Source organism: Chromobacterium sp. Beijing (assembly GCF_021496765.1).
Lineage (GTDB): Bacteria > Pseudomonadota > Gammaproteobacteria > Burkholderiales > Chromobacteriaceae > Chromobacterium.
In genome coordinates this window covers 4735477-4762257 of sequence record NZ_CP053750.1, presented here as the reverse complement: position 1 = coordinate 4762257, position 26781 = coordinate 4735477, and the positions used below count along the sequence as shown (strand labels likewise).

At 61.3% G+C, this 26781-nt stretch carries 27 protein-coding genes and 1 tRNA gene; 12 read left to right on the top strand and 16 right to left on the bottom strand.

Annotated features, from left to right (window positions below; translation table 11 throughout):
• Positions 1-3: 3 nt before the first annotated feature.
• Complete coding sequence (locus HQN78_RS22245) at positions 4-2037, bottom strand: M3 family metallopeptidase (RefSeq protein WP_235086331.1); 2034 nt, start codon at positions 2035-2037, stop codon at positions 4-6.
• Between the two features lie 59 nt (positions 2038-2096).
• Here HQN78_RS22245 and HQN78_RS22240 point away from each other — a divergent pair, with 59 nt between their 5' ends.
• The 3 genes from HQN78_RS22240 to HQN78_RS22230 all read left to right on the top strand — a co-directional run bounded on the left by HQN78_RS22240 (position 2097) and on the right by HQN78_RS22230 (position 3884).
• Positions 2097-2642 carry a gamma carbonic anhydrase family protein gene (locus tag HQN78_RS22240; RefSeq protein WP_107800675.1) on the top strand — a complete coding sequence of 182 codons (546 nt, stop codon included), beginning with the start codon at positions 2097-2099 and terminating at the stop codon, positions 2640-2642.
• A gap of 2 nt (positions 2643-2644) precedes the next feature.
• Positions 2645-3172 carry an RDD family protein gene (locus HQN78_RS22235; protein ID WP_227105085.1) on the top strand — a complete coding sequence of 176 codons (528 nt, stop codon included), beginning with the start codon at positions 2645-2647 and terminating at the stop codon, positions 3170-3172.
• A 244-nt stretch (positions 3173-3416) separates the two neighbouring features.
• On the top strand, positions 3417-3884 hold the full coding sequence (locus tag HQN78_RS22230; protein ID WP_043589836.1) for a DUF1842 domain-containing protein: 468 nt from the start codon (positions 3417-3419) through the stop codon (positions 3882-3884).
• Positions 3885-4844: 960 nt separating this feature from the next.
• Here the strand turns inward: HQN78_RS22230 and HQN78_RS22225 are convergent.
• Positions 4845-5114 (bottom strand): hypothetical protein, encoded by a 270-nt coding sequence (locus HQN78_RS22225; protein WP_227105086.1) that lies wholly within the window; start codon positions 5112-5114, stop codon positions 4845-4847.
• Positions 5115-5438: 324 nt separating this feature from the next.
• On the opposite strand from HQN78_RS22225, the gene HQN78_RS22220 reads away from it, so the two are divergent.
• Positions 5439-5846 carry a hypothetical protein gene (locus HQN78_RS22220; RefSeq protein WP_107800679.1) on the top strand — a complete coding sequence of 136 codons (408 nt, stop codon included), beginning with the start codon at positions 5439-5441 and terminating at the stop codon, positions 5844-5846.
• A 620-nt stretch (positions 5847-6466) separates the two neighbouring features.
• Here the strand turns inward: HQN78_RS22220 and HQN78_RS22215 are convergent.
• The 5 genes from HQN78_RS22215 to HQN78_RS22195 form a co-directional block, all read right to left on the bottom strand.
• Positions 6467-7021: a transposase gene (locus tag HQN78_RS22215; RefSeq protein WP_235086328.1), complete on the bottom strand. Its 555-nt coding sequence runs from the start codon at positions 7019-7021 to the stop codon at positions 6467-6469.
• 75 nt (positions 7022-7096) lie between these two features.
• Positions 7097-9571 (bottom strand): chromosome segregation protein SMC, encoded by a 2475-nt coding sequence (locus HQN78_RS22210; RefSeq protein WP_235086325.1) that lies wholly within the window; start codon positions 9569-9571, stop codon positions 7097-7099.
• Entirely contained in the window at positions 9460-9906 is a 447-nt protein-coding gene (locus tag HQN78_RS22205) for an ATP-binding protein (protein WP_235086323.1), read from the bottom strand. The genes HQN78_RS22210 and HQN78_RS22205 overlap by 112 nt, the downstream gene beginning before the upstream one ends.
• A complete protein-coding gene (locus HQN78_RS22200) occupies positions 9906-10670 on the bottom strand; it encodes a hypothetical protein (RefSeq protein ID WP_107800682.1) in 765 nt (254 codons plus the stop codon). The genes HQN78_RS22205 and HQN78_RS22200 overlap by 1 nt, the downstream gene beginning before the upstream one ends.
• Positions 10670-11947, bottom strand: a complete 1278-nt coding sequence (locus HQN78_RS22195; protein WP_227105088.1) for a hypothetical protein — start codon at positions 11945-11947, stop codon at positions 10670-10672. The genes HQN78_RS22200 and HQN78_RS22195 overlap by 1 nt, the downstream gene beginning before the upstream one ends.
• Before the next feature lie 153 nt (positions 11948-12100).
• On the opposite strand from HQN78_RS22195, the gene HQN78_RS22190 reads away from it, so the two are divergent.
• Both HQN78_RS22190 and HQN78_RS22185 read left to right on the top strand, forming a co-directional pair.
• Entirely contained in the window at positions 12101-13228 is a 1128-nt protein-coding gene (locus HQN78_RS22190; protein ID WP_235086321.1) for a succinylglutamate desuccinylase/aspartoacylase family protein, read from the top strand.
• An 18-nt stretch (positions 13229-13246) separates the two neighbouring features.
• Positions 13247-13483, top strand: a complete 237-nt coding sequence (locus tag HQN78_RS22185; RefSeq protein WP_166453390.1) for a DUF333 domain-containing protein — start codon at positions 13247-13249, stop codon at positions 13481-13483.
• Positions 13484-13594: 111 nt separating this feature from the next.
• Here HQN78_RS22185 and HQN78_RS22180 read toward each other — a convergent pair whose 3' ends face one another.
• From HQN78_RS22180 to HQN78_RS22160, 5 genes are all read right to left on the bottom strand, one after another.
• Positions 13595-14362 (bottom strand): ABC transporter ATP-binding protein, encoded by a 768-nt coding sequence (locus HQN78_RS22180; RefSeq protein WP_107800686.1) that lies wholly within the window; start codon positions 14360-14362, stop codon positions 13595-13597.
• 15 nt (positions 14363-14377) lie between these two features.
• Entirely contained in the window at positions 14378-15091 is a 714-nt protein-coding gene (locus HQN78_RS22175; RefSeq protein WP_107800687.1) for an ABC transporter permease, read from the bottom strand.
• Positions 15088-15777, bottom strand: a complete 690-nt coding sequence (locus tag HQN78_RS22170) for an ABC transporter permease (RefSeq protein ID WP_107800688.1) — start codon at positions 15775-15777, stop codon at positions 15088-15090. The genes HQN78_RS22175 and HQN78_RS22170 overlap by 4 nt, the downstream gene beginning before the upstream one ends.
• A 286-nt stretch (positions 15778-16063) precedes the next feature.
• Positions 16064-16843, bottom strand: a complete 780-nt coding sequence (locus HQN78_RS22165) for an ABC transporter substrate-binding protein (RefSeq protein ID WP_107800689.1) — start codon at positions 16841-16843, stop codon at positions 16064-16066.
• Positions 16844-17383: 540 nt separating this feature from the next.
• A complete protein-coding gene (locus HQN78_RS22160) occupies positions 17384-17830 on the bottom strand; it encodes a helix-turn-helix domain-containing protein (RefSeq protein ID WP_235086318.1) in 447 nt (148 codons plus the stop codon).
• A 111-nt stretch (positions 17831-17941) separates the two neighbouring features.
• On the opposite strand from HQN78_RS22160, the gene HQN78_RS22155 reads away from it, so the two are divergent.
• Positions 17942-19165 (top strand): MFS transporter, encoded by a 1224-nt coding sequence (locus HQN78_RS22155; RefSeq protein WP_235086316.1) that lies wholly within the window; start codon positions 17942-17944, stop codon positions 19163-19165.
• Between the two features lie 161 nt (positions 19166-19326).
• Here HQN78_RS22155 and obgE read toward each other — a convergent pair whose 3' ends face one another.
• The 3 genes from obgE to rplU form a co-directional block, all read right to left on the bottom strand.
• Positions 19327-20487, bottom strand: coding sequence for a GTPase ObgE (gene obgE, locus HQN78_RS22150; protein ID WP_107800692.1), 1161 nt, complete (start codon positions 20485-20487; stop codon positions 19327-19329).
• Positions 20488-20619: 132 nt separating this feature from the next.
• Complete coding sequence (rpmA, locus tag HQN78_RS22145) at positions 20620-20895, bottom strand: 50S ribosomal protein L27 (RefSeq protein WP_019099926.1); 276 nt, start codon at positions 20893-20895, stop codon at positions 20620-20622.
• Between the two features lie 12 nt (positions 20896-20907).
• Positions 20908-21219: a 50S ribosomal protein L21 gene (rplU, locus tag HQN78_RS22140; protein WP_039753142.1), complete on the bottom strand. Its 312-nt coding sequence runs from the start codon at positions 21217-21219 to the stop codon at positions 20908-20910.
• A 230-nt stretch (positions 21220-21449) separates the two neighbouring features.
• Between rplU and ispB the strand changes: the two genes are divergently transcribed.
• The 5 genes from ispB (at position 21450) to HQN78_RS22115 (ending at position 25571) form a co-directional block, all read left to right on the top strand.
• Positions 21450-22379, top strand: a complete 930-nt coding sequence (gene ispB / locus HQN78_RS22135) for an octaprenyl diphosphate synthase (RefSeq protein ID WP_199226037.1) — start codon at positions 21450-21452, stop codon at positions 22377-22379.
• Positions 22380-22398: 19 nt separating this feature from the next.
• Positions 22399-22473, top strand: a tRNA-Arg gene (locus tag HQN78_RS22130).
• Between the two features lie 102 nt (positions 22474-22575).
• The gene (locus HQN78_RS22125) at positions 22576-22764 is read left to right on the top strand and encodes a hypothetical protein (RefSeq protein ID WP_235086314.1); all 189 of its coding nucleotides are present in this window, start codon (positions 22576-22578) and stop codon (positions 22762-22764) included.
• Positions 22765-23661: 897 nt separating this feature from the next.
• The gene (locus HQN78_RS22120; protein ID WP_235086312.1) at positions 23662-24921 is read left to right on the top strand and encodes an AAA family ATPase; all 1260 of its coding nucleotides are present in this window, start codon (positions 23662-23664) and stop codon (positions 24919-24921) included.
• 2 nt (positions 24922-24923) lie between these two features.
• On the top strand, positions 24924-25571 hold the full coding sequence (locus tag HQN78_RS22115) for a hypothetical protein (RefSeq protein ID WP_235086309.1): 648 nt from the start codon (positions 24924-24926) through the stop codon (positions 25569-25571).
• 222 nt (positions 25572-25793) lie between these two features.
• Here the strand turns inward: HQN78_RS22115 and HQN78_RS22110 are convergent, their stop codons facing one another.
• Complete coding sequence (locus HQN78_RS22110) at positions 25794-26756, bottom strand: LysR family transcriptional regulator (RefSeq protein WP_235086307.1); 963 nt, start codon at positions 26754-26756, stop codon at positions 25794-25796.
• Positions 26757-26781: the final 25 nt, after the last annotated feature.

The window sequence follows — 26781 nt, the reverse complement described above, 5'->3', positions numbered from 1 at the left end:
GTTTCAAACTGTTTCCACCATGCCGGAATGGCGCAGCAAGGCGTCGATCTGCGGATCGCGGCCGCGGAAGGCGCGGAAGGATTCCAGCGCCGGACGGCTGCCGCCCACCGCCAGGATCTCGTCCCAGAAGCGCTTGCCGGTGTCCGCATTGGCACCTCCGGCCTCCTCGAAGGCCGCGTAGGCGTCCGCGGACAGCACTTCCGCCCACTTGTAGCTGTAATAGCCGGCCGAATAGCCGCCGGCGAAAATGTGGCTGAAGCTGTTGGGGAAGCGGTTGTAGGCCGGCGGGAAGTTCACCGCCACCTCGCCGCGCACCTCTTCCAACAGGGCCAGCCAATCGCCCTTGTCGGCGTCGAAGACGCTGTACAGCTGCAGGTCGAACAGCGCGAACTCCAGCTGGCGCACCGTGGCCATGCCGCTCTGGAAGTTCTTGGCCGCCAGCATCTTGTCGAACAGCTCGCGCGGCAAGGTCGCGCCGCTGTCCACATGGCGGGTCATGCCCTGCACCACGTCCCATTCCCAGGCGAAGTTCTCCAGGAACTGGCTGGGCAGCTCCACCGCGTCCCATTCCACGCCGTTGATGCCGGCCACGCCCAGTTCGTCGACGCGGGTCAGCATATGATGCAGGCCATGGCCGAACTCGTGGAACAAGGTGATCACTTCGTCGTGGGTGAACAGCGCCGGCTTGTCGCCCACCGGGCGGGTGAAGTTGCAGGTCAGATAGGCGATCGGGGTCTGCACCTGGCCGCTCTTGCGGCGGCGGCCGCGCGCGTCGTCCATCCAGGCGCCGGAGCGCTTGCCGTCGCGGGCGTACAGGTCGAAATAAAAGCTGCCGACCAGTTGACCGTCCTTGTGGATGTCGAAGAAGCGCACGTCCTGATGCCAGACCGGCGCGCTGCTAGGCCGCACCTCGATGCCGAACAGCGTGGACACCACGCCGAACAGGCCGGGCAGCACCTTGCTTTCCGGGAAGTACTGCTTCACTTCTTGCTCGGAGAAGGCGTAACGCGCCACCCGCAGCTTTTCCGCGGCGTAGGCCAGATCCCAGGCTTCCAGCTTGGCCAGGCCCAGCTCGGCGGCGGCGAAGGCCTCCAGTTCCTGGCGGTCCTTGACCGCGAACGGCTTGGCGCGCGCGGCCAGATCGCGCAGGAAGGCGATCACCTGTTCCGGGCTTTCCGCCATCTTGGTGAACAGGGACAGTTCGGCGAAGTTGGCGAAGCCCAGCAGCTGGGCCTCCTCGCGCGCCAGCTTCAGCTTTTCGCGGATGATGGGGCTGTTGTCGCGTTCGGCCGGGCCGAACTCCGACGCGCGCTGCACATTGGCCTGGTACAGCTTTTCGCGCAGCGCGCGGTTGTCCGCGTACTGCAGCACCGGGAAGTAGAACGGGAATTGCAGCGTGATCTTGTAGCCGCTCTTGTCGTCGCCGGCCGCGGCGGCGGCGAACAGTTCCAGCGAATCCGCGGGCACGCCGGACAGCTCGGCCTTGTCCTCGATATACAGGCTGAAGGCGTCGGTGGCGTCCAGCACGTTCTGTTCGAACTTGGCGGACAGCTCCGCCAGCCGCGTCTGGATGGCGGCGAAGCGCTCTTTTTCCGCCTGCGGCAATTCCGCGCCGGACAGGCGGAAATCGCGCAGATCGTTGGATACGATCTTCTTGCGCGCCGCGCTATAGCCGGCGTGCTCCGGGCTGGCCGCCAGCGCCTTGAAGCGGGCGAACAGCTCCAGGTTCTGGCCCATCTCGGTCCAGAACTCGGAAATTCTCGGGATATTGCTGTTGTAGGCCTCGCGCAACTCCGGCGTGTTCACCACCGCGTTCAGATGGCCCACCACGCCCCAGGCGCGGCCCAGATGCTCGGTGGCGTCGGTCAGCGGATCGACGAAGCTTTCCCAGCTGGGCGCGCCCTGCTCCGCGGTCAGCCGCGCCACCGCGGCGCGCGCGGCGGACAGCAATTCGTCGATGGCGGGGGAAATGTGCTCCGGCTTGATCTCCGCGAAACGGGTCAGTCCGGAAAAGTCCAGCAAGGGGTTCTGGCTCATATTGGCATCCTGTGGGGGTATGATAGGAACTTTACCCGATTTCAGATGAGGACAGACCGATGAAAAGCAATATCCGCCCTTATGACGGGCATCAGCCGCAGATCCACGACAGCTGCTACATCGACCCGGCTGCCGTGGTCATCGGCGAAGTCTCGTTGGCGGAGGGCGCGTCGGTCTGGCCCTGTGCGGTGATACGCGGCGACGTCAACGCCATCAGCATAGGCGAGAACTCCAACATCCAGGACTTCGCCATGCTGCACGTCAGCCACAGAAGCGCAGCGGACCCCGTCGGCGCGCCGCTGGTGATAGGCCGCAACGTCACCATCGGCCACCACGTCACCCTGCACGGCTGCACCATAGGCGACGAAGTGCTGGTCGGCATCGGCAGCATCGTGCTGGACCGCGCGGTGATAGAACCGCGGGTGCTGATCGGGGCCGGCAGCCTGGTGCCGCCGGGCAAGCGGCTGGAGTCCGGCTATCTTTATCTGGGCAACCCGGTCAAGCAAGCGCGGCCGCTGACCGACAAAGAGCTGGCCTATTTCCAATACTCCGCCGAACACTATCTGCGCGTGGCGGCCAAGCACAAACCCAATCTGGAGGATTGAAGATGCAAGACGGCGCGGAAGAACTGGAATACGTCGGCTTCTGGCTGCGGGTGCTGGCCAGCCTGATCGACACCCTGCTGCTGTGCCTGGCCCTGGCACCGGCGATCTGGCTGCTGGCCGGCGGCGGCGGCGAAACCCGCCGCGTGGCGGAAAGCGGCGACGGCTGGATGATGCAGGCCTTCATGATGCAAGGCGGTTTCGAGTTGAGCCCACTGGCCGGCCTGATGGTCAACTGGGTGCTGCCGGCGGCGGCGGTGCTGGCTTTCTGGTGGTTCAAGAGCAGCACGCCGGGCAAAATGCTGCTGGGCGCGCGCATCGTGGACGCCAAAACCGGCGCGCCGATGACGCCGATGCAGGCGGCGCTGCGCTATCTCGGCTACTTCGTATCCTGCTTCCCCTTCTTGCTGGGCCTGATCTGGGTGGGCCTGGACGCGCGCAAACAAGGCTGGCACGACAAGATCGCCGGCACCGTGGTGGTGCGGGCCAAGCGCCTGGGCAAACAGCCTGTGCGCTTTGAGCAACAAGCCTGATTTTCCCTCGCGCCGCCGGCCCCGGCGGCGCGCTTTCCTGCCCCTCCCCTCCCTAAGCCCGCGCGCAAGCCCCATCTCCTCTTTATTTCCAACTGCCATTAAGTACGGCAGAAAATAAAATCAAAGGTTATATAACTACAGGGCAGCAGCGGTTACCGCCGCGGCTCGCACATCGCCATTGGGCCTGGGCGTCCCACCGGGCGCTCCAACTTCTCTGATGTTATTGATCTCAAGGAGTCCAAACATGACTATCGATCGCGATCAAAAATCCGGCCTGTTCATCGTCAGCTACAACGTCAACAAACCCGGCCAGGCGGGCGGCCTGAACCTGCGGCTGGATCTGACCGTGTACACCCCGTCGCGCCATATCACCGGCCGCGCCACCATCACCCACGCCACGCTGCAGCCGCTGGTGTTCGAGCACCCGATCCAGGGCCGCTACGAAGAGCAGGGCCGCGATATCGAACTGCATCTGGTGGGCGCGCCGCGCCTGCACGAGCAGCACGCGCAAAACCAGGCCCACGCGGCCGGCCACGCGCTGCTGGAACAGTTCTTCTTCGACGGCCAACTGAAAGACGGCTGGCAAGCCGGCAACAACTCCAAGGCGCGCTACGCCTTCTTCCAGAACCAGCAATGGCACGAGCAGCTGGGTCAGGAAGTGCGCCTGGCGGATGAAATCAACAACGCGATCAAAGCGTTGAACCTGCGCTAAGAACATGTTTACGATCTCGCGAGCTAAGACGAGACAAGGCGAAAACGGCTGAGAAAGCGGAATGTACATACGGTACATGAGCATTTCGAAGACGGCGCTCATCGCACAATGTCTCTACCGACGCGCAGCTGATCGTAAACAGGTTCTAAGCGCATGCGCCCGGTTCCCTAACCGGGCCATCCATCAGTACCCGAAGCCCGCCCCAGGCGGGCTTTGGGCGTCTTGGCGCGGACTCAGAGACGAAGCGGCAAGCGGCCGCGCAGTCATGGCCGGGCCTCCTCAGAGTGCGGAGACGGCAAGGGGACGGTAATAAGAAATGAGACAAATAGCGGATGAGCATGGGGCCTCCTTCTTCGAAAAGATCGGTCCGGCACCCGTTTCCACTCGGGTGGCGGGCAGGCGGCAGGGGTGGAAAACCGACAAGAAGGCAATCGGCAGGCGCTAGGCCTCCCTGCCCCCCCCCCGCCTTGCAGACGTGGAATGGCTCAGACGCGCGCATACAACGCGTCTGCCTTCTTAACAGCAATACGGGTTTCCACTCCCGGTGCTGCTATGGCGGCAGCACGGCAAGGATTGTTGCTTGCCTATCCATCAGGGTCAAGGCCATGGCGGCCACTGTTCCCGGCTAAGCAGCGAGAACTCCACCACACATGGGGAAAAACAGGCACGTGACAGGGTTAGCGAACCGGCGCACTGAGAACCGGCAGACCATCAAGGTCTCCCTGCCACTGCCTGCCATAGGAAACACAACTACGTTGCTTTAAATAGATGCGAGAAAACCACTCTCGACAAAGGAATCAATACATTTAGGGCGCCAAATCCGGTTCCGCCAATTGAACGACACGACCAAGATTGTACTTGCCGGTTCATCAGGGCCAAAGCCATGGCGATCAGCGTAAAAATAACACCCCGCCTGGGCGGGGTGTTGGCCTGCAATGGACGAAGGGGCGCGGGAGTCCTTTACCCGTCGCCCTCTTCCCGTCCATCCTCGACATCGTCCTGAGCCGGGAAGAACACATGCTTGAAGACGGCCAGCCGCACCGGGTCCAGCCGCCTTTCCGCGACGCCCAGCACCGCCTCGGGATCGAAGTCATCGCTGGCCTCGTAAACGAAAAACGGCTCCTCATCGTCAAGCTCGTACACCGCAATCCGCAAAACGCCGTTCGGGCGCAGTTCCAGCTTGAGTTGCGCCATGGGGATGGCGCTGCTCACCAAATCGCGTTCTTCCATTTCAAACCCGCTTTCCCACAACGCTCATGCCTCCCTCTCAGCATAGGCCAGAGGCGGCGGGACGCCATCCGCCGTCCAAGCGCGGCCCGCCGCGCAAACGCCTCATCAGCGCTTTCTCGCCGCCCGGCCTTAAGGACTGGCATGCGGCGCTTGCTGATAGCCTCGCGCTCGCCTATCTTCACAATCCAAATGGCATTTAAAGATGAAAGATAATTGCCATTTGTATAAATAGGCGACATTTAAGCGCCATTTCACGACGCTAACGCCTCGCCGGCAAGGCCGCTCGCTTGCCGACGGTTCTCAACCATCACCCAAAGGAGCGCCATGCATCCCCCACTCAACTTCCTGTTCCGCCGCGTCGCGGCCTTGCTCGCCGTCAGCGCGCTGTCGCTGACCGCCGGCGGAGCGCTGGCAGCCAATATCAGCGGCAGCCTGCCCAATTACAAGGACAGCGGCATCACCTTCAACTATGTGGAGCAAAAGAGCGGCGGCTCCGGCCCCGGCGCGCGCGGCATTCGCATTTACATCGCCGGCGGCCGCGACCAGAGCTACAAATTCAGCCCCAATCCCCACGACGATCCCTGGTACAACAAGAACCAGATCAAATTCTACCGGCAAGCAGCCGAGGCGCTGGCGGACGCCTACCTAGCCAAGAAGCCGAACCCGGCCTTCCCGCGCTACGGCTTCAAGTCCACGATCAACGGCATCGAGTACAGCTACAACCAGCCGTGAGCGACGGCAATGCCCCCAGCTCATCAGCCTGTTTGAGATGACAAGCCATTGGTGGGTATCGCCTGCGGCTCCACCCACCCTACGCGCCGCTCGCCGTAGGGTGGGTGGAGCGAAGCGATACCCACGCGGAAACGCGCTCGACATCACCGGCCTGTTTGATTTCTGATCATTGGCGGGCATCGCCTACGGCTCCGCCCACCCTACGCGCCGCTCGCCGTAGGGTGGGTGGAGCGAAGCGATACCCACGCGGAAACATGCTCAACGCCGCCGGCCTGTTTGATTGCTAATCATTGGCAGGCATCGCCTGCGGCTCCGCCCACCCTACGCGCCGCTCGCCGTAGGGTGGGTGGAGCGAAGCGATACCCACGCGGAAACATGCTCAACGCCGCCGGCCTGTTTGATTGCTAATCATTGGCAGGCATCGCCTGCGGCTCCGCCCACCCTACGCGCCGCTCGCCGTAGGGTGGGTGGAGCGAAGCGATACCCACGCGGAAACGCGCTCAACATCGCCGGCCTGTTTGATTGCGGATCATTGGCGGGCATCGCCTGCGGCTCCTCCCACCCTACGCGCCGATCGTAGTGGCGAGGATGGAGCGCAACCATACGGAAGCTGGGTCTATCTACTCACTCCTTGTGATCGAATCCCCCCGCTCCCCAAACTCGGCGCCCTCGCCATCTCCCCCGGCCCAATCTTCCGGCAACACGCCATGCCTCACGTAACGATGGAAGGAAGACCATGGCCAGTCCGCAAGTGCGGAGACGTAGCCATGTTTGAGCGGGTTGTTGTGGATGTAATCGATATGGCGGGCAAAGTCTTGCTCATCCCGCAAACGGTGCTCCCAATAACGCCGCTGCCAGACATGTCGCTCGCCCTTGCCACGGCGCGAAGCGGAGATCCGCTCTACCGCCGGCAATGATCGGGTAAACATCGTTTTGATCAAACGCCAACGCAGAGGGTAATCCACGTCAGCAGCCGGCAGAGTCCACACCGTATGCAGGTGGTCGGGCATGATCACGATGGCCTCAACCCGGAAGGGATGGCGGCGCAAGGTGTAACGGAAAGCTTCACGCAGGGCCTCAACATGGTCGAGCAGCAAACGCTGTCGCCTATCAGCCAAGTTGACGGTGAAGAACCAGCTGCCGCCGGCGCTGCGGTCGCGTCGATAATTGGACATGGGCTCTCCTGACAGAGCTAGGGTCTGTCCATGCTAACAAGCAAAAGCCGCCCTAGGGGCGGCTGCGCAGTCTGCTCAAGCCGGTTCGCCGCCGTCCGCGCGGCGGCGGGTTTGCAGAATGGGCGGCGCCCATTGCTCTCCCGGCCGCTTCTTGCGGGTGGCCAGCGTCAGCTCCGACGGCGCGAAGATATTGATGTTGTGGGTGTTGGGCGTGGTGATCAGGTACTGCGCCTCGGTGGCTTTGAGGAAGCCGGCGACGCGGTCGATGTTGAAGATGTCCAGGTGGGCGAACGGCTCGTCGATGAAGACGAAGCCGGACGGGTTGGACTCGTCCATCATCAGGCCGATCAGCAGGATCAGCGACTTCATCACCTGCTGGCCGCCGGAGGCTTCGCCGTCGTTCATGCCCATCAGGCCCTTCTGGTCGAAGTTGAACTTGAGCACCAGGCCGGCCTGGGCCAGCGCCGCGTCGTCGTTGGACAGCTGCGGCAGTTCCACTTCCACCTGGATGCCGGCCAGTTCGCCCAGGCGCTTGACGTTCTGACCGTAGACGCGGACGGTGGCGCGCAGCTTGCCCATATAGGCGGCGCGCGCTTCGTCGGTAAGTTCGCGCGAGCGGTCCACTTCGCTCTGGCGACGCTGACGCTCGCGGTCCAGGCCGGTCAGGTCTTCCACCAGCTTGTCCTTTAGGGCCAACACGGCTTCATCCTGCTCCCAGTCTCCGCTTTGCAGCCGCTCTTCCAAGTAATTGAGCTGGTGCTTGGCGTCGGCGGCGGTGTCGAACTCGCTTTCGAGCGCCGCGACGTTATCCGCCGCCAGCGCCGCATCGGGCAAGCGCTCCGCCCATTCGCGCAGCTCGGACAGCAGGCGGCGCACCTGGCGGCGCGCCTGCTCCACTTCCTGCTGTTTTTGGCGGAAGGCGGCCAGGCTGTCCTGTTCGCGCTGGCAGACGCGGTCGTGCGCCAGCCTTGCGTCGCTGTAGCGTTGGTCGGCGGCTTCCTTCTCCGCGCTGACGAGGCCCAGCGCCGCGCCCAGGCGGGCGATTTCGCTTTCCAGCCCCTGCTTGCGCGTTTCCAGCGCGGCGAACTCTTCGGCGCGGCTGTCCAGCTGGCGGATGGCGTCCATGCCGCCCAGGTATTCGGCCAGGCCGGCGGCTTCGCGCGTGGCGGCCACCAGCCGCTCTTCATCGGCCAGGATGCGGGTGTTCAGCGCTTTCAATGCCTCGCGCACCGCCAGCAGCCGCGATTGGCGGGCGGCTTCGCCGAAGGCGAACTCATGCGCCGGCACGCCGATGTGGCGCGCGCCGCGGCGTTCGCGGAAATAGCCGTCGCGGGTGATCCAGTCGCCGCTGACGTCGGCGCCCTGCTCGGCGTCGTCGACGCGGCTGACGCTGTTCAATTGCCGATACAGCCATTCCGGCGCGTCGGCGGAGAAGCGCACCACTTCCATCAGGCTGCCGGCGTTGGCGCGCGGCGGGCTGCTGCGCTCCGGCACCACGAAGTGGCGGTAGCGCAGTTTCTCGCCGATGCGCCAGGCTTCGCGCCGGTCGGATTCGCGCTCCAGCAGCACCACGTGGCGATAGCCGCGCAACAGCGCTTCCACCGCCGCCTGCCAGTTGGGGTCCAGCACTTCCACGATGTCGGACAACATCAGGTGGCCGATGCCGGCCTCGTCCAGCGCGGCCTTGAACTGGCGCACGTCTTCCGGCGCGCGGCCGCGGCCTATCTCCAGCGCCTCCAGGTGCTGGGAGCTGTCCTGGCGCTGCTTTTTCAGTTCGCGCAGGCCGTCTTTCAATTGCTCGGCTTCGCCGCGCAAGGCGGAGAGCTTGTCGGCCAGTTGGGCGGCGTCGGTGCCGTATTCCTTGCTGGCCAAGGCTTGCAGCCGGTCGCGCTCCTTGAGCTGGCCGGCCACGCCGGCGTGTTCGCCCTTGGCCGCCATAAAGGCTTCCTGCGCGCCGACGCGGGCGGTTTCGGCCGCCTTGCGCGAGGCGTCGGCGGCCACTTCCGCCGCCTTGAGCTTGGCCACCAGTTGCAGGGTGTCGGCGTGCTCGCCCTGGGCCTGGTTCAGCGTGTGGAAGTTGCCGCGGTAGTTTTTCCAGACATTGCCGAGCGCGGACTTGGCGTCCAGATAGGCCAGCACCGGCAGCGCCTCGTCGCGCAGCCGGGCGATGCCGGTTTGCAACTGCCGCCATTCCAGATAGCGGTTGGCGCGGGTCTTCATGGTTTCCACCCGCGTCTGCAGCGCTTCTTCCTGACGGCTCAGCGATTCCAGCTCCAGCTCGGTGGCGCGCTGCTCGTCGCGGGCGCGCTGGTAGTTGTCCAACACGTCCTTGTCGCCGAAGACCTGGAACACCAGGTCCAGCAGTTGGCGCGGGCTGTATTCGGTGAGCTTGTCGGTGTCGCCCTGTTCCAGCGCCAGCACTTCGGCCACCGCCGGGGTCAGGCCGGCCATTTCCAGACGGCGGCGGTATTCCTGCACGCCCATCCATTGGGCCTGGCCTTCGGCCAGCTCCAGCGGCACGTCGCCGTCCAGGATGGCGTAGTGGCGCACCCAGTCCCGCCCTGTTTCTTGACCCGGCACAGCAGGGTGACGGCGTCCGCGACGATGGGGAAGAAGGGCGTCGGATACAGGCCGCCGCTGGGGCGGCGCGGATTGTCCACCACGCCGCGCAGGTAGGCGAAGGGTTCCTTATTGTTGCGAACGTAGCGCTTGTAATCGCGCTTGCCCGAGCATTTGATCGCCAGCAGAGTGCGCATCGCGTCCAGCAAGGTGGTCTTGCCGGAGCCGTTGGGGCCGATGATGGTGACGATCTGCGCGTCCAGCGGCACGGTCAGCCGCTGCCAAAAGTCCCAGTGCACCATTTCCACCGATTTCATCTGGAACATCAGCGCGTCTCCTCGTGGGCCGCGTCCTCGTCAGGCGGCAGGTCAAACAACGGGCCGGCGGAGTCGTCCGCCTCCGCGGCGGCGTCCAGGCCGTCCTCGGCCGCTTCCGCGCGCTTATCGGCCAGCGCGTCGCGGCCTTCGCGGCGCAGCAGCACGTCGGCCAGCGCGCCTTCGATGATGCGCGGCGCCAGCTGAGCGTAGTCGATCATCAGGTCCAGCATCGGCCCTTCGTCCAGCCAGCGGTTGCGGCGCACGATGAAGCCCAGGTTGACCAGGCGGCCCAGGTTGGCGTTGAAGCGGGTGCGGCCGCCCAGCGCCTTGCCGAAGTCCGCGTAGAGCGCGTCCTCGGACACGCCGGTGGACACGGCCTCGCCGGTTTCCAACGGTTTTTGCGCGCCGAACATATCGCTCTGGTTTTCCTTGCCGGCTTCCACGCGGGCGATCTGGCGTTCGCGCTTGGGCAGGATGATCAAGGACCACAGGATGACCAGCAGCGCCACGCCGTCGCGCGGCAGGCCCAGATTATTGTTGAGCCAGGCGTCGCCGGAGCCGAACACCGGTTCGGTCATTTCCGGCAGCAAGGCCACGGCGAGGTGTTCGGCGTAGGGGTTCTCCACCAGGCGCAGGCCGACGGCCGCCAGGCTCTTGTCCAATTCCAGGCGGAAGCTGTCGTCCAGCAGCGCCTTCTTCGCCAGCGCGTCGCCGCGCGGCACCACCCGATGCGCCAGCAGACGGGCGGTCAGGGTTTTGATTTCTGTTTCCATTAAGAACCTTTTTGGGCCGCGGCCACCAGTCGCGCGTCGGACAGCGACGCCACTTCCGGGTGGTCCGGCTCGATCACGCTCTCGCCGCCTTGCAGACTGAACGGCAGCTTGGCCAGCGCGGCGACAATGCTTTGGTCGTTGCTGGTTTCCGGATCCCCGATCAGGGACAGCAGCGACAGCCGATAGGCGGTTTCGTTGTAGCTGTCGGCCAGCACCGCCTGGCTGATGTGGGCGTCGGCCGCGCCGGACATGCCCAGTTCCAGCAAGGCGTCGTACATGGCCTCGGCCTCCAGCAGGCGCTCCATTTCCGGCGCGTCGGCCAGCGGCGCGGCTTCTCCGCCCGGCAGCGTCATGGAGCCGGCCTTGGCGCGCTCGCGCGCCAGCAGTTCGAATTCGGCCACGTCGGCCAGTTCCGGCGTGGACAGGAAGGCGGGCTCGGGGGCGATGGACAGACAGGCGTCCAGCTTGTGCGCCAGCTGGCCGGCCGCCATGCGGCGCAGCCAGTCGGCGATGTCGGTGGAGGTCAGGCCGGAGCCGCCCAGATGCACGCGCTGCGCGGCCAGTTGCGCCAGCCGGCGCTCAAACGTGCCGGCCAGGGCCAGCATGCGGCTTTGCGCCAGCGCGATGGCCTGGGCCTGGTTGAGCACCAGCAGGCTCAGCGTGTCGTCCTGGGTCAGGCTCTTGACCACCTCGGTGGATTTGGCCACCCAGCGCCATACCGCTTCCAGGCGGTGCTGGGCGGCGCGGATGCGGAACTCCGACTGCGATTCCAGCGCTTCTTCAAATTCCGCGTACAGCTCGTTCAGGCGCGCCAGCAGGTGTTTGAGCGCTTCGTCGGAAACCTGGCCCACCGCCTGGCCGGCGGCCACCTGGCTGGTCAGATAGCCCAGCTCCACGTCGTCGCCGGCGAAATCCACCATGGTGGCCAGCGCCGCCAGCGCGACGCGCGCGCCTTCGGACAACTGGTAGACGCCGCCGTCGCTGTCGTAGACCAGCAGGCCGCCCTCGCGCAACCGGCCCAGGATGGTGGCCAGCTTGGTGTCGTTCAGATAGGCGAAACGCTGGGCGATTTCCTGCGGCGTCCATAGCGGCGCTTCGGCGCGGCCGCCCAGTTCCCGCAACACCAGCAGCCGCATCAGCACTTCTTCGTCGCCGCCGCGGAACAGGGTGACGAAGACGGCGAGATAAGGCCAGGCGCCGGTCAGGCGCGACACCGCCTGCAAGGAGGCGGGCTCGATGCCGGGCTGGAAGAAGTCGGAGAGAGAATCCAAAGGCACTCCACCACGCGCGCGGGCGTGGAATGGCAAAAGCCATGATTGTCCGGGGGCATGCTCGTTCGTCAACGCATGTCCGCTCGGCGGCCCTATCTTGCCCGGGCCGGTTTGGCATAAGATTCGACGACAGAGCCGCACACCGCAAGAGGAGAACCCATGTACACCCACCGCCAGCCCTTGCTGTCGCCCAGCCTGGGCAGCCAGCGCGACCTGACCAGCTTCCATTTCGGCGTGCCGCAAAGCGGCCAGAAAATCTATATCCAGGCCAGCCTGCACGCCGACGAGCTGCCCGGCATGCTGACCGCCTGGCATTTGAAGCAAGGCTTGCAGCGGCTGGACGCCGCCGGCTTGCTGCGCGGCGAGGTGATCCTGGTGCCGGTGGCCAACCCCATAGGCCTGAACCAGAACCAGAGCGAGAAGCCGCTGGGGCGTTTCGACCTGCAAAGCGGTCAGAACTTCAACCGCTATTACCCGGTGCTGTCCGAGCCCATTTTCGAGGCGGTGAAAGCGCAGCTGGGCCGCGACGGCAAGGCCAACACCGCCTTGATCCGCGCGGAGGCGCGCCAGCAATTGGGCGCGCTGCGCGCCGACAGCGAGCTGCAATCGCTGCGCCACACGCTAATGAAGCTGGCTTTCGACGCCGACGCGGTGCTGGACCTGCATTGCGACTGCCGCGCCGGCCTGCACCTGTACACCGGCACCCCGCTGTGGGAGCAGTGCGAGCCGCTGTCGCGCTATCTGGGCGCTTGCGCCACCTTGCTGGCCACCGATTCCGGCGACCATCCCTTCGACGAAGCCTGCGGCCAGCTGTGGTGGCAGCTGCGCGACCTGGCGGCGGCCGAGGGCCTGGACGTCCAGATCGACATGGCCTGCCTGGCGGTGACGGTGGAACTGCGCGGCGAAATCGACGTCCATCACGATTACGCGCGCCGGGACGCGGAAGGCATCCTCAACTTCCTGCGCCACCGCGGCGTGATCGCCGAAGCCGCGCCGCCGCAGCCGGAACTGCCCTTCCCGGCCACCCCGCTGGCCGGCTCGGAAAACCTGTACGCGCCGCACGCCGGCGTGGTGGTCTACCACGCCCAACCGGGCAGCGAGGTGGCCAGCGGCGAACTGCTGGCCGAGGTGATAGACCCGATAGGCGACCGCTGCAGCGAGATCCGCGCCAACCGCCCCGGCATGTTGTACGCCACCAGCGCCCGCACCTACACCACCACCGGCCTGTCGCTGGCCAAGGTGGCCAGCCGCGAGGCCTTCAAATCCGGCAAGCTGTTGTCGGCCTGATACTGAAAGGGAAACCGCATGAGAATCTTGATATGCGCCGCCGCGCTCTTGGGCCTGAGCGCCTGCAGCCAGACCAAGCCGCCGGAGCGCCCCGCGGTGGGCATGGCCAATCCGGCCTCCGTGTATTGCGGGGAAAAGGGCGGCAAGCTGTTGCCGCAAAAAGACGCCCAGGGCAATGAGTACGCGCTGTGCCAGCTGCCGGACGGCCGCACGGTGGAGGAATGGACGCTGTTCCGCGCCGATCATCCCCAGTAAACCGGCTTATCCACAGCCAACGGCCAAACTCAAACTTATCCACAAAAGCCAAACCCGCCGGCCATCGCGCGCCGGCGGGTTTGCTCTTTCTTCAGCGGGGCCGGGCCAGGCTTACTTCAGACTACCCGACAGGAAGGCCTTCAAGCGCTCGCTCTTGGTGTTGCCGAACACCTCGTCCGGGCAGCCCTCCTCCTCCACCCGTCCCTGGTGCAGGAACATCACGTGATTGGACACATTGCGGGCAAAGCCCATCTCGTGGGTGACCACGATCATGGTGCGGCCCTCCTCGGCCAAGGCCTGCATCACTTTCAGCACCTCGCCCACCAGCTCCGGGTCCAGCGCCGAGGTGGGTTCGTCGAACAGCATCACTTCCGGCTCCATCGCCAGCGCGCGCGCAATCGCCACCCGCTGTTGCTGACCGCCGGACAGATGCGCCGGGTACTTGTCCTGCGCGCGCTCGTCCAGGCCCACTTTGCGCAGGTATTTGACCGCGCGCTGGGTGGCCTCCTCCTTGGAAATCCCCAGCACGTGCACCGGCGCCTCGATGACGTTCTCCAGCACCGTCATGTGCGCCCACAGATTGAAGTGCTGGAACACCATGGCCAGCTTGGTGCGCATGCCCTGCAATTGCTTCTGGTCCGCCGGCGTCAGTTCGCCGTTCTTGGTGGCGGCCAGGCGGATGGGCTCGCCATTGAGGCTGATGCTGCCCTGGTTCGGTTTTTCCAGGAAGTTGATGCAACGCAGAAAGGTGCTTTTGCCGGAGCCGGATGAGCCGATGATGCTGATCACGTCGCCGGCCTTGGCGGTCAGCGAAACGCCCTTGAGCACTTCGTGGCTGCCGTAGCTCTTGTAGATGTTCTGGATATTCAGCTTGTCCATCTTCTAGTCCGTTTCTCAGGTTTTCGCCGGCTGCAAATAAGCCAGCCATCTGGTCTCGGCCTTGCGGAACAGGCCCACCAGGATGAAGGTGACGCCCAGATAGATCAAGGCGGCCAGGCCGAAGGCGTTGAAGGAGTCATAGGTGGCGGCGTTGACGTCGCGCGCCACTTTCAGAATGTCCGGCACGGTGGCGGTGAAGGCCACGGTGGTGGCGTGCAGCATCAGGATCACTTCATTGCTGTACGCCGGCAGTGCGCGGCGCAGCGCGGACGGAATGATCACTCTTCGGTAAAGAGTGAACTTGCTCATGCCGTAGGCGCGCCCGGCTTCGATTTCGCCGTAAGGGGTGGCCTTGATCGCGCCGGCGAAGATCTCGGTGGTGTAAGCGCAGGTGTTGAGCGCGAACGCCAGGATGGTGCAGTTGTAGCCTTCCCGGAAGAAGTGGTTGAGGAAGCCCACTTCCCGCACCACGTCCAGGCTGTACATGCCGGTGTAGAAGAACAGCAGCTGCACGTAGAGCGGCGTGCCGCGGAACACATAGGTGTAAAACCAGACGCTGCGCGCCAGCCATTTGACCTTGGACACCCGCGCCACCGCCAGCGGGATGGACACGATGAAGCCGAAGGCGATGGACAGCACCAGCAGCCACATGGTGACGGCGAGGCCGGACAAATGGTAGCCGTCCGACCACAGGAAGGGACGCCAGTATTGCTGAATGATGTCTATCATAGCTCGGCCTCCCGCACGCCCATGGAATAACGGCGTTCCAGCCACATCAACACGAAGTTGGACACCGTGGTGAGCAACAGATAGATCGCCCCGGCCACCAGGGTGAAGAAGAACACTTTGTAAGTGCTCTTGCCGGCGTCTATCGATACTTTGACCACGTCGGTCAGGCCGATGATGGACACCAGGGCGGTGGCTTTCAGCATCACCTGCCAGTTATTGGAAATGCCGGGCAACGCGAAACGCATCATCTGCGGGAACTGGACGCGGGAAAACACCTGCCAATGGCTCATGCCGTAAGCGGTGCCGGCTTCCAGCTGGCCCTTGGGCACGGAGATGAAGGCGCCGCGCAGCGTTTCGGTGAAATAAGCGCCGTAGATGAAGCCCAGGGTCACCACGCCGGACACGAAGGGATTGAGGTCAATCCGTTCCATGCCCTGCCATTCGGTCAGATGATTGATGCCGATCTGCAGGCTGTAAAAAATCAACAGCATCAGCACCAGATCCGGCACGCCGCGAATCAGCGTGGTGTACAAGGTGGACACGCCGCTCAGCAAGGGATTGCTGGACAGCTTGGCCCCGGCCCCGATGAGGCCGATGAGGAAGGCCAGCAACAATGACAACACCGCCAACTCCAGCGTCACCAGCGTGCCGTCCCAGATAATGGAACCGAATCCATGCAAAAACATGCTCTTCCCCTTTCAGGGCGGCGGCGCGCGCCGAACCGGCCCTGACTTGCGCAAAAGACGAGCCGCCGACAAAACGGATGGCCCACTCCGGCCACGGAGGCGCTGCGGGTTCCAATGCAGCGGTTTTGTCGGCGGCTTGCGGCTTAGAACATGTTTACGATCCGCGGCGCGTCGTGGACGCCTTAGGCGATGAGGACTCTGGCTCGCAAGATCGTAAACACACTCTTAGAGCCCGTTCAAAGCCTGCCGCGCGGCGGCCTTGCATGCTTGAACGGGCCCTTGCCGTTTACTTGCCGTAAACGTCGAAGTTGAAGTATTTCTTTTCAAGCTTCTTGTAGGTGCCGTCTTTGAGCATGCCAGCGATGGCCTTGTCGATATCGGCCTTCAGTTCCTTGTCTTCCTTGCGCAAGCCGATGGCGGCGCCTTCGCCCAGGGTCTGCGGGTCAACCAGCTCTTTGCCGGCAAAGGCGAAGCCCTTGCCTTCCGGCTTTTTCAGGAAGCCTTCGTCCGCCTGCACCGCGTCTTGCAACGAGGCGTCCAGACGGCCGGCCCCCAGGTCGGACAGCACTTGGGTCTGGTTCTGATAAGGCACCACTTCCACGCCGGCCGGCGCCCAGTGTTTCTTGGCGTAGGCTTCCTGGATGGTGCCTTGCTCCACGCCCACGCGCTTGCCCTTCAGCGAAGCCGGAGTCGGCATCAGGCCGGAACCGGTCTTGGCCACCATGCGGGTAGGCGTGTTGAACAATTTGGCGGAGAAGCTGATTTCCTTCATCCGGGCTTCGGTCACCGACATCGAGGACAGCACGCCGTCGAACTTCTTGGCTTTCAAAGCCGGGATCATGCCGTCGAAATCGTTTTCCACCCACACACACTTGGCTTTCAGGCGCTTACAGATTTCATTGCCCAGATCGATGTCGAAGCCCACCAGCTGGCCGTTGGGCGCCTTGGATTCAAACGGCGCGTAACTGGCGTCCACCCCAAAGCGGACTTCCTTCCAATCCTTGGCCCATGCGCCGATAGACGCGGTCATCAGACCCAAAGCCATCACAGCCAATGCTTTCTTCATTTGCTTCTCCTCATAGACTTCATCTACAGCCAACGGTGAAAATCCCGAGCCGACAGCCGGGCATATGCATTTCACAAGTTAAAGCGCACGGGGCTTTTCGCCCTCTGATCCGGCATCGCCCCGCGGGGGCTGAGCGCTTCATGTTATATAAATAGAGCAATTTGTCTATACCGTCTCCGCCGCCCGCCGCCCACGCCGCTCTTATCTAAGCTTACGTCATGCCGTCATGGAAAATTAATGACTTGGTATTTCAGCACCAGGGCGAATTTGCGGCTTGTTGAGGACAAAATACAACATCCAGACACCCACTCAAGTAACGCTTGGTATCGGAATGGGTGTACCTGCAAGTGAAAAAGTCTTCATATGAACAAGCCGCTTCCACCCGCCGAAGCGGCTGTTCAAATAGCAGACAAGGACAAGGCGGACCGGGAAGAACGCGGGAAGGGTAATGGGCCGCAGCCCTGAAGAATGTGGGAAGGAACAAGCGCCGGCTCAGCGCATGGCTGCACCGCGGCGCCGTCTTTGTCTCGGCTGATCGGCTCAGACCAGCTTGCGCACCTCGGTGGCCTCGGGCGCCAGTTCGACGCCGTCCGCGTCCCTGGGCGACATCAAGGGCACGGGCTGGCCGGTCCGCTTGTCTATCAACAGCGAATGGCCTTCGCCCGCCTCGAACAAATGCCCTTCGCCCCACTGGCGCAAGGCCAGCACCACCGCGAACAGGCTTTCCCCCTTGGCCGTCAACACATACTCCTGGTAAGCGGAGCCGTCCGAGGCCGCCTGGGTGGCGAGCACCTCGGCGTCCACCAGCTTGCGCAGCCGGTCGGACAGGATGTTGCGGGCCATGCCCAGGCCGCGCTGGAAATCGCCGAAGCGGCGCACGCCGTCGAAGGCGTCGCGCACGATCAACAAGGACCAGCGATCCCCGATCACGTCGACGCTGCGCGCCACCGGACATGGCTCCTGATTCATGGTGTTGTGGCGCGTCATGGGCTCTCCTTGGGTTCTGCGGCGGCGGGATCAATCAGTTGCATTTTAAAACTACCTGCCCTAGCATTCAATCGGTTTCATTTTGCAACCAGATTGAACGGACTCGGAACCATGAACGCCAGGCACGCCCCATCGCCACTCTTGAAACACAAGCCAGCGAACACACCCGCCGGCCTGGTATGGCTGTTCGCCGTCGCCAGCGGCCTGAGCGTGGCCAACGTCTATTACGCTCAACCCCTGCTGGACGCGCTGGCTCGGGACTTTTCCATCCACCAGGCGGCGGTGGGCGGCGTAATCACCGCCACCCAGATAGGCTGCGCGCTGGCCCTGCTGCTGCTGGTGCCGCTGGGCGATCTGCTGGAGCGCCGCCGCCTGATGGCGGCGCAACTGCTGGCGCTGGCCGCCGCGCTGACGGCGGTGGCCATGGCGCGCTCCACCCCGGCGCTGCTGGCCGGCATGCTCGCGGTCGGACTGCTGGGCACGGCGATGACGCAGGGGCTGATCGCCTACGCGGCCAGCGCCGCCGCGCCGCATGAGCAAGGGCGCGTCGTCGGCGCGGCGCAAAGCGGCGTCTTCATCGGCCTGCTCCTGGCGCGGGCGTTCTCCGGCGCCGTCAGCGACCTGGCCGGCTGGCGCGGCGTCTACCTCGCCGCCGCCGGGCTGATGCTGGCGATTGCGCTGCCGCTGTGGCGACGCTTGCCGCCGCTCCCCGTCGCCGCAAACGCGATGCGCTACCCCACGCTGCTGGCCTCCATGCTGGACTTACTGCGACGAGAAAAAACGCTGCAAGCGCGCGGCATGCTGGCGCTGCTGATGTTCGCCGCCTTCAACGTCTTCTGGAGCGCGCTGGCCCTGCCTTTGAGCGCGCCGCCCCACGGCTACTCCCGCACCGCCATCGGCGCCTTCGGCCTGGCGGGCGCGATAGGCGCGCTGGCCGCCGCCCGCGCCGGACGCTGGGCCGACGGCGGACATGGCCAGCGCACCAGCGCGGCGGCGCTGGCTTTATTGCTGCTGGCCTGGTGGCCGCTGTCGCTGATGCAGCAGTCGCTGGGCGCGCTGCTGATCGGCATCGTGCTGCTGGACCTGGGCGGCCAGGCGCTGCACGTCACCAACCAGAGCCTGATTTTCCGCGCCCGGCCAGCAGCCCATAGCCGGCTGGTGGGCCTTTACATGCTGTTCTACGCCGTTGGCAGCGGGCTGGGCGCCATCGGCGCAACGGCGGCCTACGCCCATGCTGGCTGGCAAGCCGTGTGTTTGCTGGGCGCCGCCGTCAGCCTGCTGGCCCTGCTGTTCTGGTGGGCGACGCACGGCGTCACCCCCGCGGCGGCGGACTGAAATGAAAAAGGCCAGTCGCGTGACTGGCCTTCTTGCTTGCCGTGGATGCCGGCGCCTGGATGAAAGAACCCACCCAAAGTCTAGCGGGTTAGAACGAGACAAGGCGAAAACGCACTCACCGCGTCACATCTCTCGACGCCCAGCAGATCGTAAACAGGCGCTTATTCTTCCGTCGTGTCCTGATGCATCGCCGCATCCGGAGTAATCATGGTCTGACGCGCGGCGGCGGCTTGCTGCTGCGCCTCTTCCACCTGCTTGCGCTGCTCCGCGCGCACCACGTCCAGATAGGACATGATGGCGAAAGTCAGCTCGCGGGTGCCTTCGTGGTTCAGCGCGGAAATGCTGAACACGCGCGGCGCCTTGAGATCGAAGCCGAAACGGTCGTCCGGCTGCTCTTCCGGCCAGCCGTAGGCCTTGAGGAAGGCGGACACCGTCAGCTCGCGCTCGTCCGGCGGCAACATATCCACCTTGTTCAACACCAGCCAGCGCGGCTTGCCGTGCAGTTCGTCGTCGTACTTCTTCAGTTCCTCGACGATGGCGCGCGCCTCGCGCACCGGATCCACGTCGGGATCGAACGGCGCCACGTCCACCACGTGCAGCAACAGGCCGGTGCGCTGCAAATGCTTGAGGAAGCGGTGGCCCAGGCCGGCGCCTTCCGCCGCGCCTTCGATCAGGCCGGGAATATCGGCGATCACGAAGCTGCGGGTATCGTCCATGCGCACCACGCCCAGATTGGGGTGCAGCGTGGTGAACGGATAATCCGCCACCTTGGGACGCGCCGCCGACACCGCGCGGATGAAGGTGGACTTGCCGGCGTTGGGCATGCCCAGCAGGCCCACGTCGGCCAGCACTTTCAGCTCCAGCTTCAGCGTGCGCTGCTCGCCCTGCTCGCCCGGCGTGCACTGACGCGGCGCGCGGTTGGTGGAGGATTTGAAATGGATATTGCCCAGGCCGCCCTTGCCGCCGCGCGCAATCATGATGCGCTGGCCGTGATGGGTCAGGTCCGCCACCAGCTCGCCGGTGTCATGGTCGGTGATCACCGTGCCCACCGGCATTTTCAGGTCGATGTCGTCGCCGCCCTTGCCGTAGCAATCGGCGCCGCGGCCGCGCTCGCCGTGTTCGGCCAGGTATTTCTTGACGAAGCGGAACTCCACCAGGGTGTTGACGTTCTCGTCCGCCACCGCGTACACGCTGCCGCCCTTGCCGCCGTCGCCGCCGTCCGGGCCGCCGAAGGGCACGAACTTCTCGCGACGGAAACTGGCCACGCCGTTGCCGCCGCGTCCCGCGAATACTTCAATGCGGGCTTCATCGATAAATTTCATGTTTTCAACCTCTGTCTTGCGAGGAGTCAGGGGTCAGGATGGACTCGCGGCCACCCTCACGCCTTGCCCCTCAGGGTATGAAAAAAGCCCTATCGCAGGATAGGGCTTTCTCGGTCACTAGAAAGCGAAAAATTATTCGCCGTCTACGCCGGTGTACGGAACCACATTAACGATCTTGCGCTTCATTGCACCTTTAATGGTGAATTCAACGTAACCGTCAACCTTGGCGAACAAGGTATGATCCTTGCCCTGACCAACGTTTTCACCTGCGTGGAAGCGGGTGCCGCGCTGACGCACGATAATGGAACCTGCCGGAATCAGTTCGCTGCCGTAAACCTTAACGCCCAGGCGTTTGGCTTCGGAGTCACGACCGTTGCGGGAGCTACCGCCTGCTTTTTTGTGTGCCATGACTGTTTATCCTTACTTCGAAATCGCGTCGATGCGGATTTCGGTGAAGTTTTGACGATGACCCTGATGTTTCTGGTAGTGCTTGCGACGACGCATCTTGAAGATGCGGATCTTGTCGCCACGACCGTGGGAAACAACGGTGGCCTTAACAGTGGCGCCGGCAATCATCGGGGCGCCTACAACAACCTGTTCACCGTCAGCAATCATCAGCACTTCTTCAAGTACGATCTGGCTGTCGACGTCTGCAGGTATCTGTTCTACTTTGAGTTTTTCACCAACGACAACTTTGTACTGCTTGCCGCCGGTTTTTATGACCGCATACATTCGCATGAGCTCCTGAATATAAAAATCTCGCCGCCTATTGCGGGAGAACGCGAAACTATACGGACACCCCGTCAACTTGTCAATGATTTCATCGACTTAGTCCTAAGGAGTACGCCCCGTGGCGGCTGGAGGGGCTTTTCTGGTAACATTCCAGCCTTTGGCGTACCCATCTCAAATAACTGGTTGAAATCGTGTCCACCCCGCTTTTCCGTACACTGATAGCCGACGACATGCAGGCCGTAGACCGCGTCATCCGCGCCCGGCTGCACTCCGACGTCGTCCTGATCCGCCAGGTAGCGGAATACATCATTTCCGCCGGCGGCAAACGCCTGCGCCCGGTGTTGACGCTGCTGTCCGGCCGCGCGCTGGGTCACGGCGGCGAACAATTGCACGAGCTGGCGGCGATGATCGAATTCATCCACACCGCCACCTTGCTGCACGACGACGTGGTGGACGAATCCGACCTGCGCCGCGGCCGCGAAACCGCCAATGCGCTGTTCGGCAACGCTGCCAGCGTGCTGGTGGGAGACTTCCTCTACACCCGCGCCTTCCAGATGATGGTGACCACCCGCAATATGGACATCCTGGCGGTGATGGCGGAAGCCACCAACATCATCGCCGAGGGCGAGGTGCTGCAGCTGCTCAATATCGGCAACACCGACGTCACCGAAGACGAATACCTGCGCGTGATCAAGTACAAGACCGCCAAGCTGTTTGAAGCCTCCGCCCGCGTGGGCGCGCTCAGCGCCGGCGCCAGCGCCGAACAGGCGCAGGCGATGGCCGAATACGGCATGTACCTGGGCACCGCTTTCCAGATCATCGACGACGTGCTGGATTACAGCGGCGACGCCGACACCATAGGCAAGAGCCTGGGCGACGATCTGGCCGAAGGCAAGCCGACCCTGCCCTTGATCTACACCATGCGCAACGGCGGCCCGGAAGCCTCCGCCACCGTGCGCGACGCGCTGGAACACGCCAGCCGCGATCGTTTCCAGGACGTGCTGGCTGCGGTACAATCCTGCGGCGCGCTGGACTACGCCCGGGCGGAAGCGGTCAAGGTGGCCGAACAGGCCGTGGCCGCGCTGGCGCCGATTCCGGAATCGGACACCCGTCAGGCCTTGGTGGAGTTGGCCCGCCTGTCGGTGGACCGCAGCGCCTGACCCAGCAGTTTTTCTAAGCGTCTCCGTAGTTAAATGGATATAACGGCCCCCTCCTAAGGGGCAGTTACAGGTTCGATTCCTGTCGGGGGCGCCACCTCTGCTTGCAAAGCAGCAAGCGCCGCAGATCAAACAAGCCGCGACCGGCCAACGGCGCGGCTTTTTTGCGCCCTATTCAGCGCCCTAACCGGCTTAGTCATTGCCACGCCGGCTTCGCCAGGTGAAGACCGGCCGCATCTTCAAGAACCCGCGGCTGCAAAGCCCGGTGGTGCTGGCCGATGGCGTCGAGAAGACCATCCACGGCCGCCGCCAGAGCCACCTGACCGCCATCATCCTGCCGCAACTGGAAAAGCTCGGCCTCTACGCCGCGCCGGACATCCAGTCCTAACCTCCCTCGCCTCCCCTCGACAGCCCGCCTAGTGTGGGCTGTCACGCATTCCCCCGCTCAAACTGCAAAATTGCAAACCCTTCCCCATATGAAATATGACATTGACACGCGCAAACCAGCAAGAACGGCCGGAATCCGCCGGCTTACGCGCCATTGGGTGTGGTAGGATATGAAGAAATTCCGTGGATTGACCCCTTAACTACACCTAAGTCATTGATTGTTGAGAACAACCCATCCACGGTTTGCTCTCTGAAATCCACGGTTTCGCCTCCCACTTCCACGGTTTGCTCCAATTCTTCCACATTGGGGTTTTACGGTTTCACCCCTCTTCTTCTCTTCTTCCTTTATAAAAAACAAAGAGATAGAGAAGAAAAGCAGTGAAAGGGGAAGCAAGCGGCCATCCACGGTTTCGGAGCGCTGCTTAAAAATTAATCCACGGGTTTGCCGACTGATGTGGTGGAAATGGTGGATTCGCCCTTCCCTTCATGGCATTGATTTTATTGAAGTTTATGCGGCATCCACGGAATCGGGGGAGAGGTGGTGGACAAACCGTGGATGAAAAGCCGTTACAGGACAAAGACTTAGGGGTCAATCCACGGTTTCGGGGGGATTCTAGATGTATGTACCTGGCAGCACGCAAAAATGATCCGTAGTAACTTCACTCACTATCAAGTTCTGTAAAACAAAGTAGCAATCCCGAAAGCCTGCCTAGAGCCACCAATCGAGGCTGTAGACCCAGCAGGCTTACTCTGTCATTCGCTAACTAATTTTCCCAAAAGTGTTATCTGGAACAAGCTTGTAAGACTGAATTTGCAACAAAACTTTCTGGCACTATTTCCGATGCAGCATTTATGCCCTAAAATTCAGAAGCTATAACTAGAGCATCGAGAGGACTCTGTGATTAATTTACTCTATGTCAAAGGCTACAAGTCAATTGACAATCTAAAACTTCCCCTTGGTCGTGTAAACGTCATCATTGGAGAAAACGGTGCTGGGAAAAGTAATATTCTTGAGGCGATCGCACTAGCTGGAGCCGCCAGTGCAGGAAAGCTAGATAATGAATTCTTAGCATCTAGAGGTATACGTGTCACACCTCCAGAATATATGCGTCCCGCCTTTCCAGACTGTTCCATCGAGAGGCCAATTGAGATAAGTGCTAATGATGAAAAGACCAAAATCAGCTTCAAATTAACAAATGACAATGCACCATATTCCAAATGGGAATCAAGAATATTCAACGCAACGAATACATTTAACCTAACAAATGCACCTGAGAGGCTGAACAAACTAAAGCACGAAGCCATAAACACTGACACACTTGATGTATTTAGAGAAACGCTTAAGGAAATACTAGGCCAACTTAGTGACACCTTAGATAATGCAAAAAATATATCATCCACCATCAAAAAAGAAATTAAATCAAAAAATCAAGAAATGGCAGACAATATAATAAAGGAATTGATATTCAAAGAATCAACAAATACTACTTCAGATACCCTTTCAAAATTTATCATATACTCACCGGAAAATTCATCCTTAAAAACTTTTGAGAAAGAAGGACAAATTGAACCATTAGGAATAAATGGTGAAGGGCTTCTTAGACTATTGCAAGTAATTTCACTGGATGAGAGCCAACGAGATATTTTAAATGAAATAACCAAATCATTAAAAGTCCTTGGCTGGTTTAAAGCATTCGAAGTTAAGTCAGAAAGCACAGGTAGCCGTATTGAAATCGAAGACAAATACATTGACAACAGCAAAAAGTACTTTAACCAACTAAGTGTCAACGAAGGATTTTTATTTCTTTTATTCTACTTTACGTTATTCTCCTCTAATTTGACACCTAAATTCTTCGCCATTGATAACATTGATGCTTCTTTAAACCCTAAACTTTGTCAAAAATTAATGCAAATCATCACGAAACTGGCTGAAAAGTATGACAAACAAGTAATACTAACTACACACAATCCTGCAATTTTAGATGGTTTAAATCTGGACGATGACAATCAGAGACTATTTGTGATTTCACGAAACAGACTTGGCTTTACACGAGCAGAACGAAAAGAGAAACCTATCCAATCATCTGATGAAAAACCGATTAGACTTTCAGAAGCGTTTCTTCGTGGCTCGCTAGGTGGTCTTCCAAGTGGATTTTGAAAATGACAAGCTTCGCCTTAATATGTGAAGGAATAACAGACCAAGTCGCACTAGAATCCATTCTTTACGGTCACTATCAAGATCCCAACTTGGATATTCATCCATTACAACCTATCCGAGACGAAACTGATGAATCACGGCAAGGAAATTTCGGGGGATGGGAAAAAGTATTAGAATATTGTTCCGACAATGAAAAAGTATCAGAAGCTCTCCACCTTAATGATTTCTTAATAATTCAAATTGATGCCGATATAATAGAACATGAGAAATTTGACGTAAGGAAAACAGATCAAAATGGGAATGAAAAATCTGTAGCGGCATTAATAAATGACATAGTTGAAAAAATAAATAACATTTTAGGGGACATTATTTTAGAAAAATTTCCTAACAGAGTTTTATACGCAATATGCGTATACTCATTAGAATGCTGGATTCTCCCTATAAAAACAACAAGTCATCATAGAAACAAGACTAAATCATGCGAAATAGCGCTCGATACAATTATTAAAAAATCAAACGGAACATATGAAAAAACTTACGATTGCTACCAAACTTTAACCAAAGGATTTGAAAAAAATAAAAACCTCACACTTGCTATTAACCACAATGAAAGTCTTAGAAAATTCATTGAGTCCTTACCAGAAATATAATAAAACTCCAGATGAATAATAATAAAGTTGCCATTCAAAGATGGCAAGGATGCAGCGCTGGGGGCATCGACGGGGGCATTTAAAAAATCAACAAACAAGAAATTCATTAAATATCAATAATTTGAAATTCCAATTCTACGTCTGTCGGGGCGCCACCTCTGCCTGCAAAGCAGCAAGCGCCGCAGATCAAACAAGCCGCGACCGGCCAACGGCGCGGTTTTTTTACGCCATGTCCTCCCCCTCAGCGCCGTCCGGCGCGATCCGGCCGCCCGCGCACAGCCCGGCCAGTTCGGTCCTCACGAATTGATGCACCGGATCGTCGTTCACCCTGGGATGCCATAACAACTCCACATCGATCCGCAAGCTCGGCTCGTCTATCTGCGCCCGCGCCATGCCCGTCTGATGCCGGCCGACGATGGCGCAAACCACGGAGGGCAGCACCGCCACCGCCGGCACCGCCGCCAGTATCGGCGGAATGGCCAGCAGGCTGGCGGCGCGCGCCAAGACGCGGCGCTGCAAGCCGCGCAGTTGCAGGTAATGGTCTATCAGGCTGAGCGCTTCGCCGATGTAAGAGGTGTAGACATGCGGCCAGGCAGCCACTTCCTCCGCGCCCACCACGGCCGGCAATTGCAGCTGTCCGCGGTGATAGAGGCAGGCGAAGCCGCTGCGCAGCAGGGTCTGGCGTTCCAGCCGGGGCGTGGGGAAGGGAAAGTAGCCAACGGCGTAATCAATCTGCGCCGATTCCAGCGCCGCCAGCGCCTGAGCGGCGGACAAGGCCGCCACATCCACGCTCAGGCCCGGCGCCCGCTCGCGGCAGGCCCCGAGCAAGCCGGGCAGCAAGGCGGCCTCCAGCGCGTCCGGCAAGGCCAGCCGCACCGTTCTTTCCACTGTTTCCAGGTCCACGGGCCGTTGCCGGAACAGGCGCTCGCCGGCGCCCAGCCAGGCTTCCAATTCAGGCAGCAAGGCCTCGGCGAACGGGGTGGGCATCATGCGCTGGCCGTGCCGGTACAACAAGGCGTCCTGCAACTGCTCCCGCAGCTGCTTGAGCAGATGGCTGACCGCCGGCTGCCCCAGGCACAGCAGCCGCGCGCTCTGGCTGACGTTGCGCGTGCTCAGCAGCGTGTGCAAGGCCACCATATTGTTGAGATCCAGGCGGCGCAGCCAGACCGCGTCTATATCAGTCATTTCGATAGATGCCATGTAAACAATC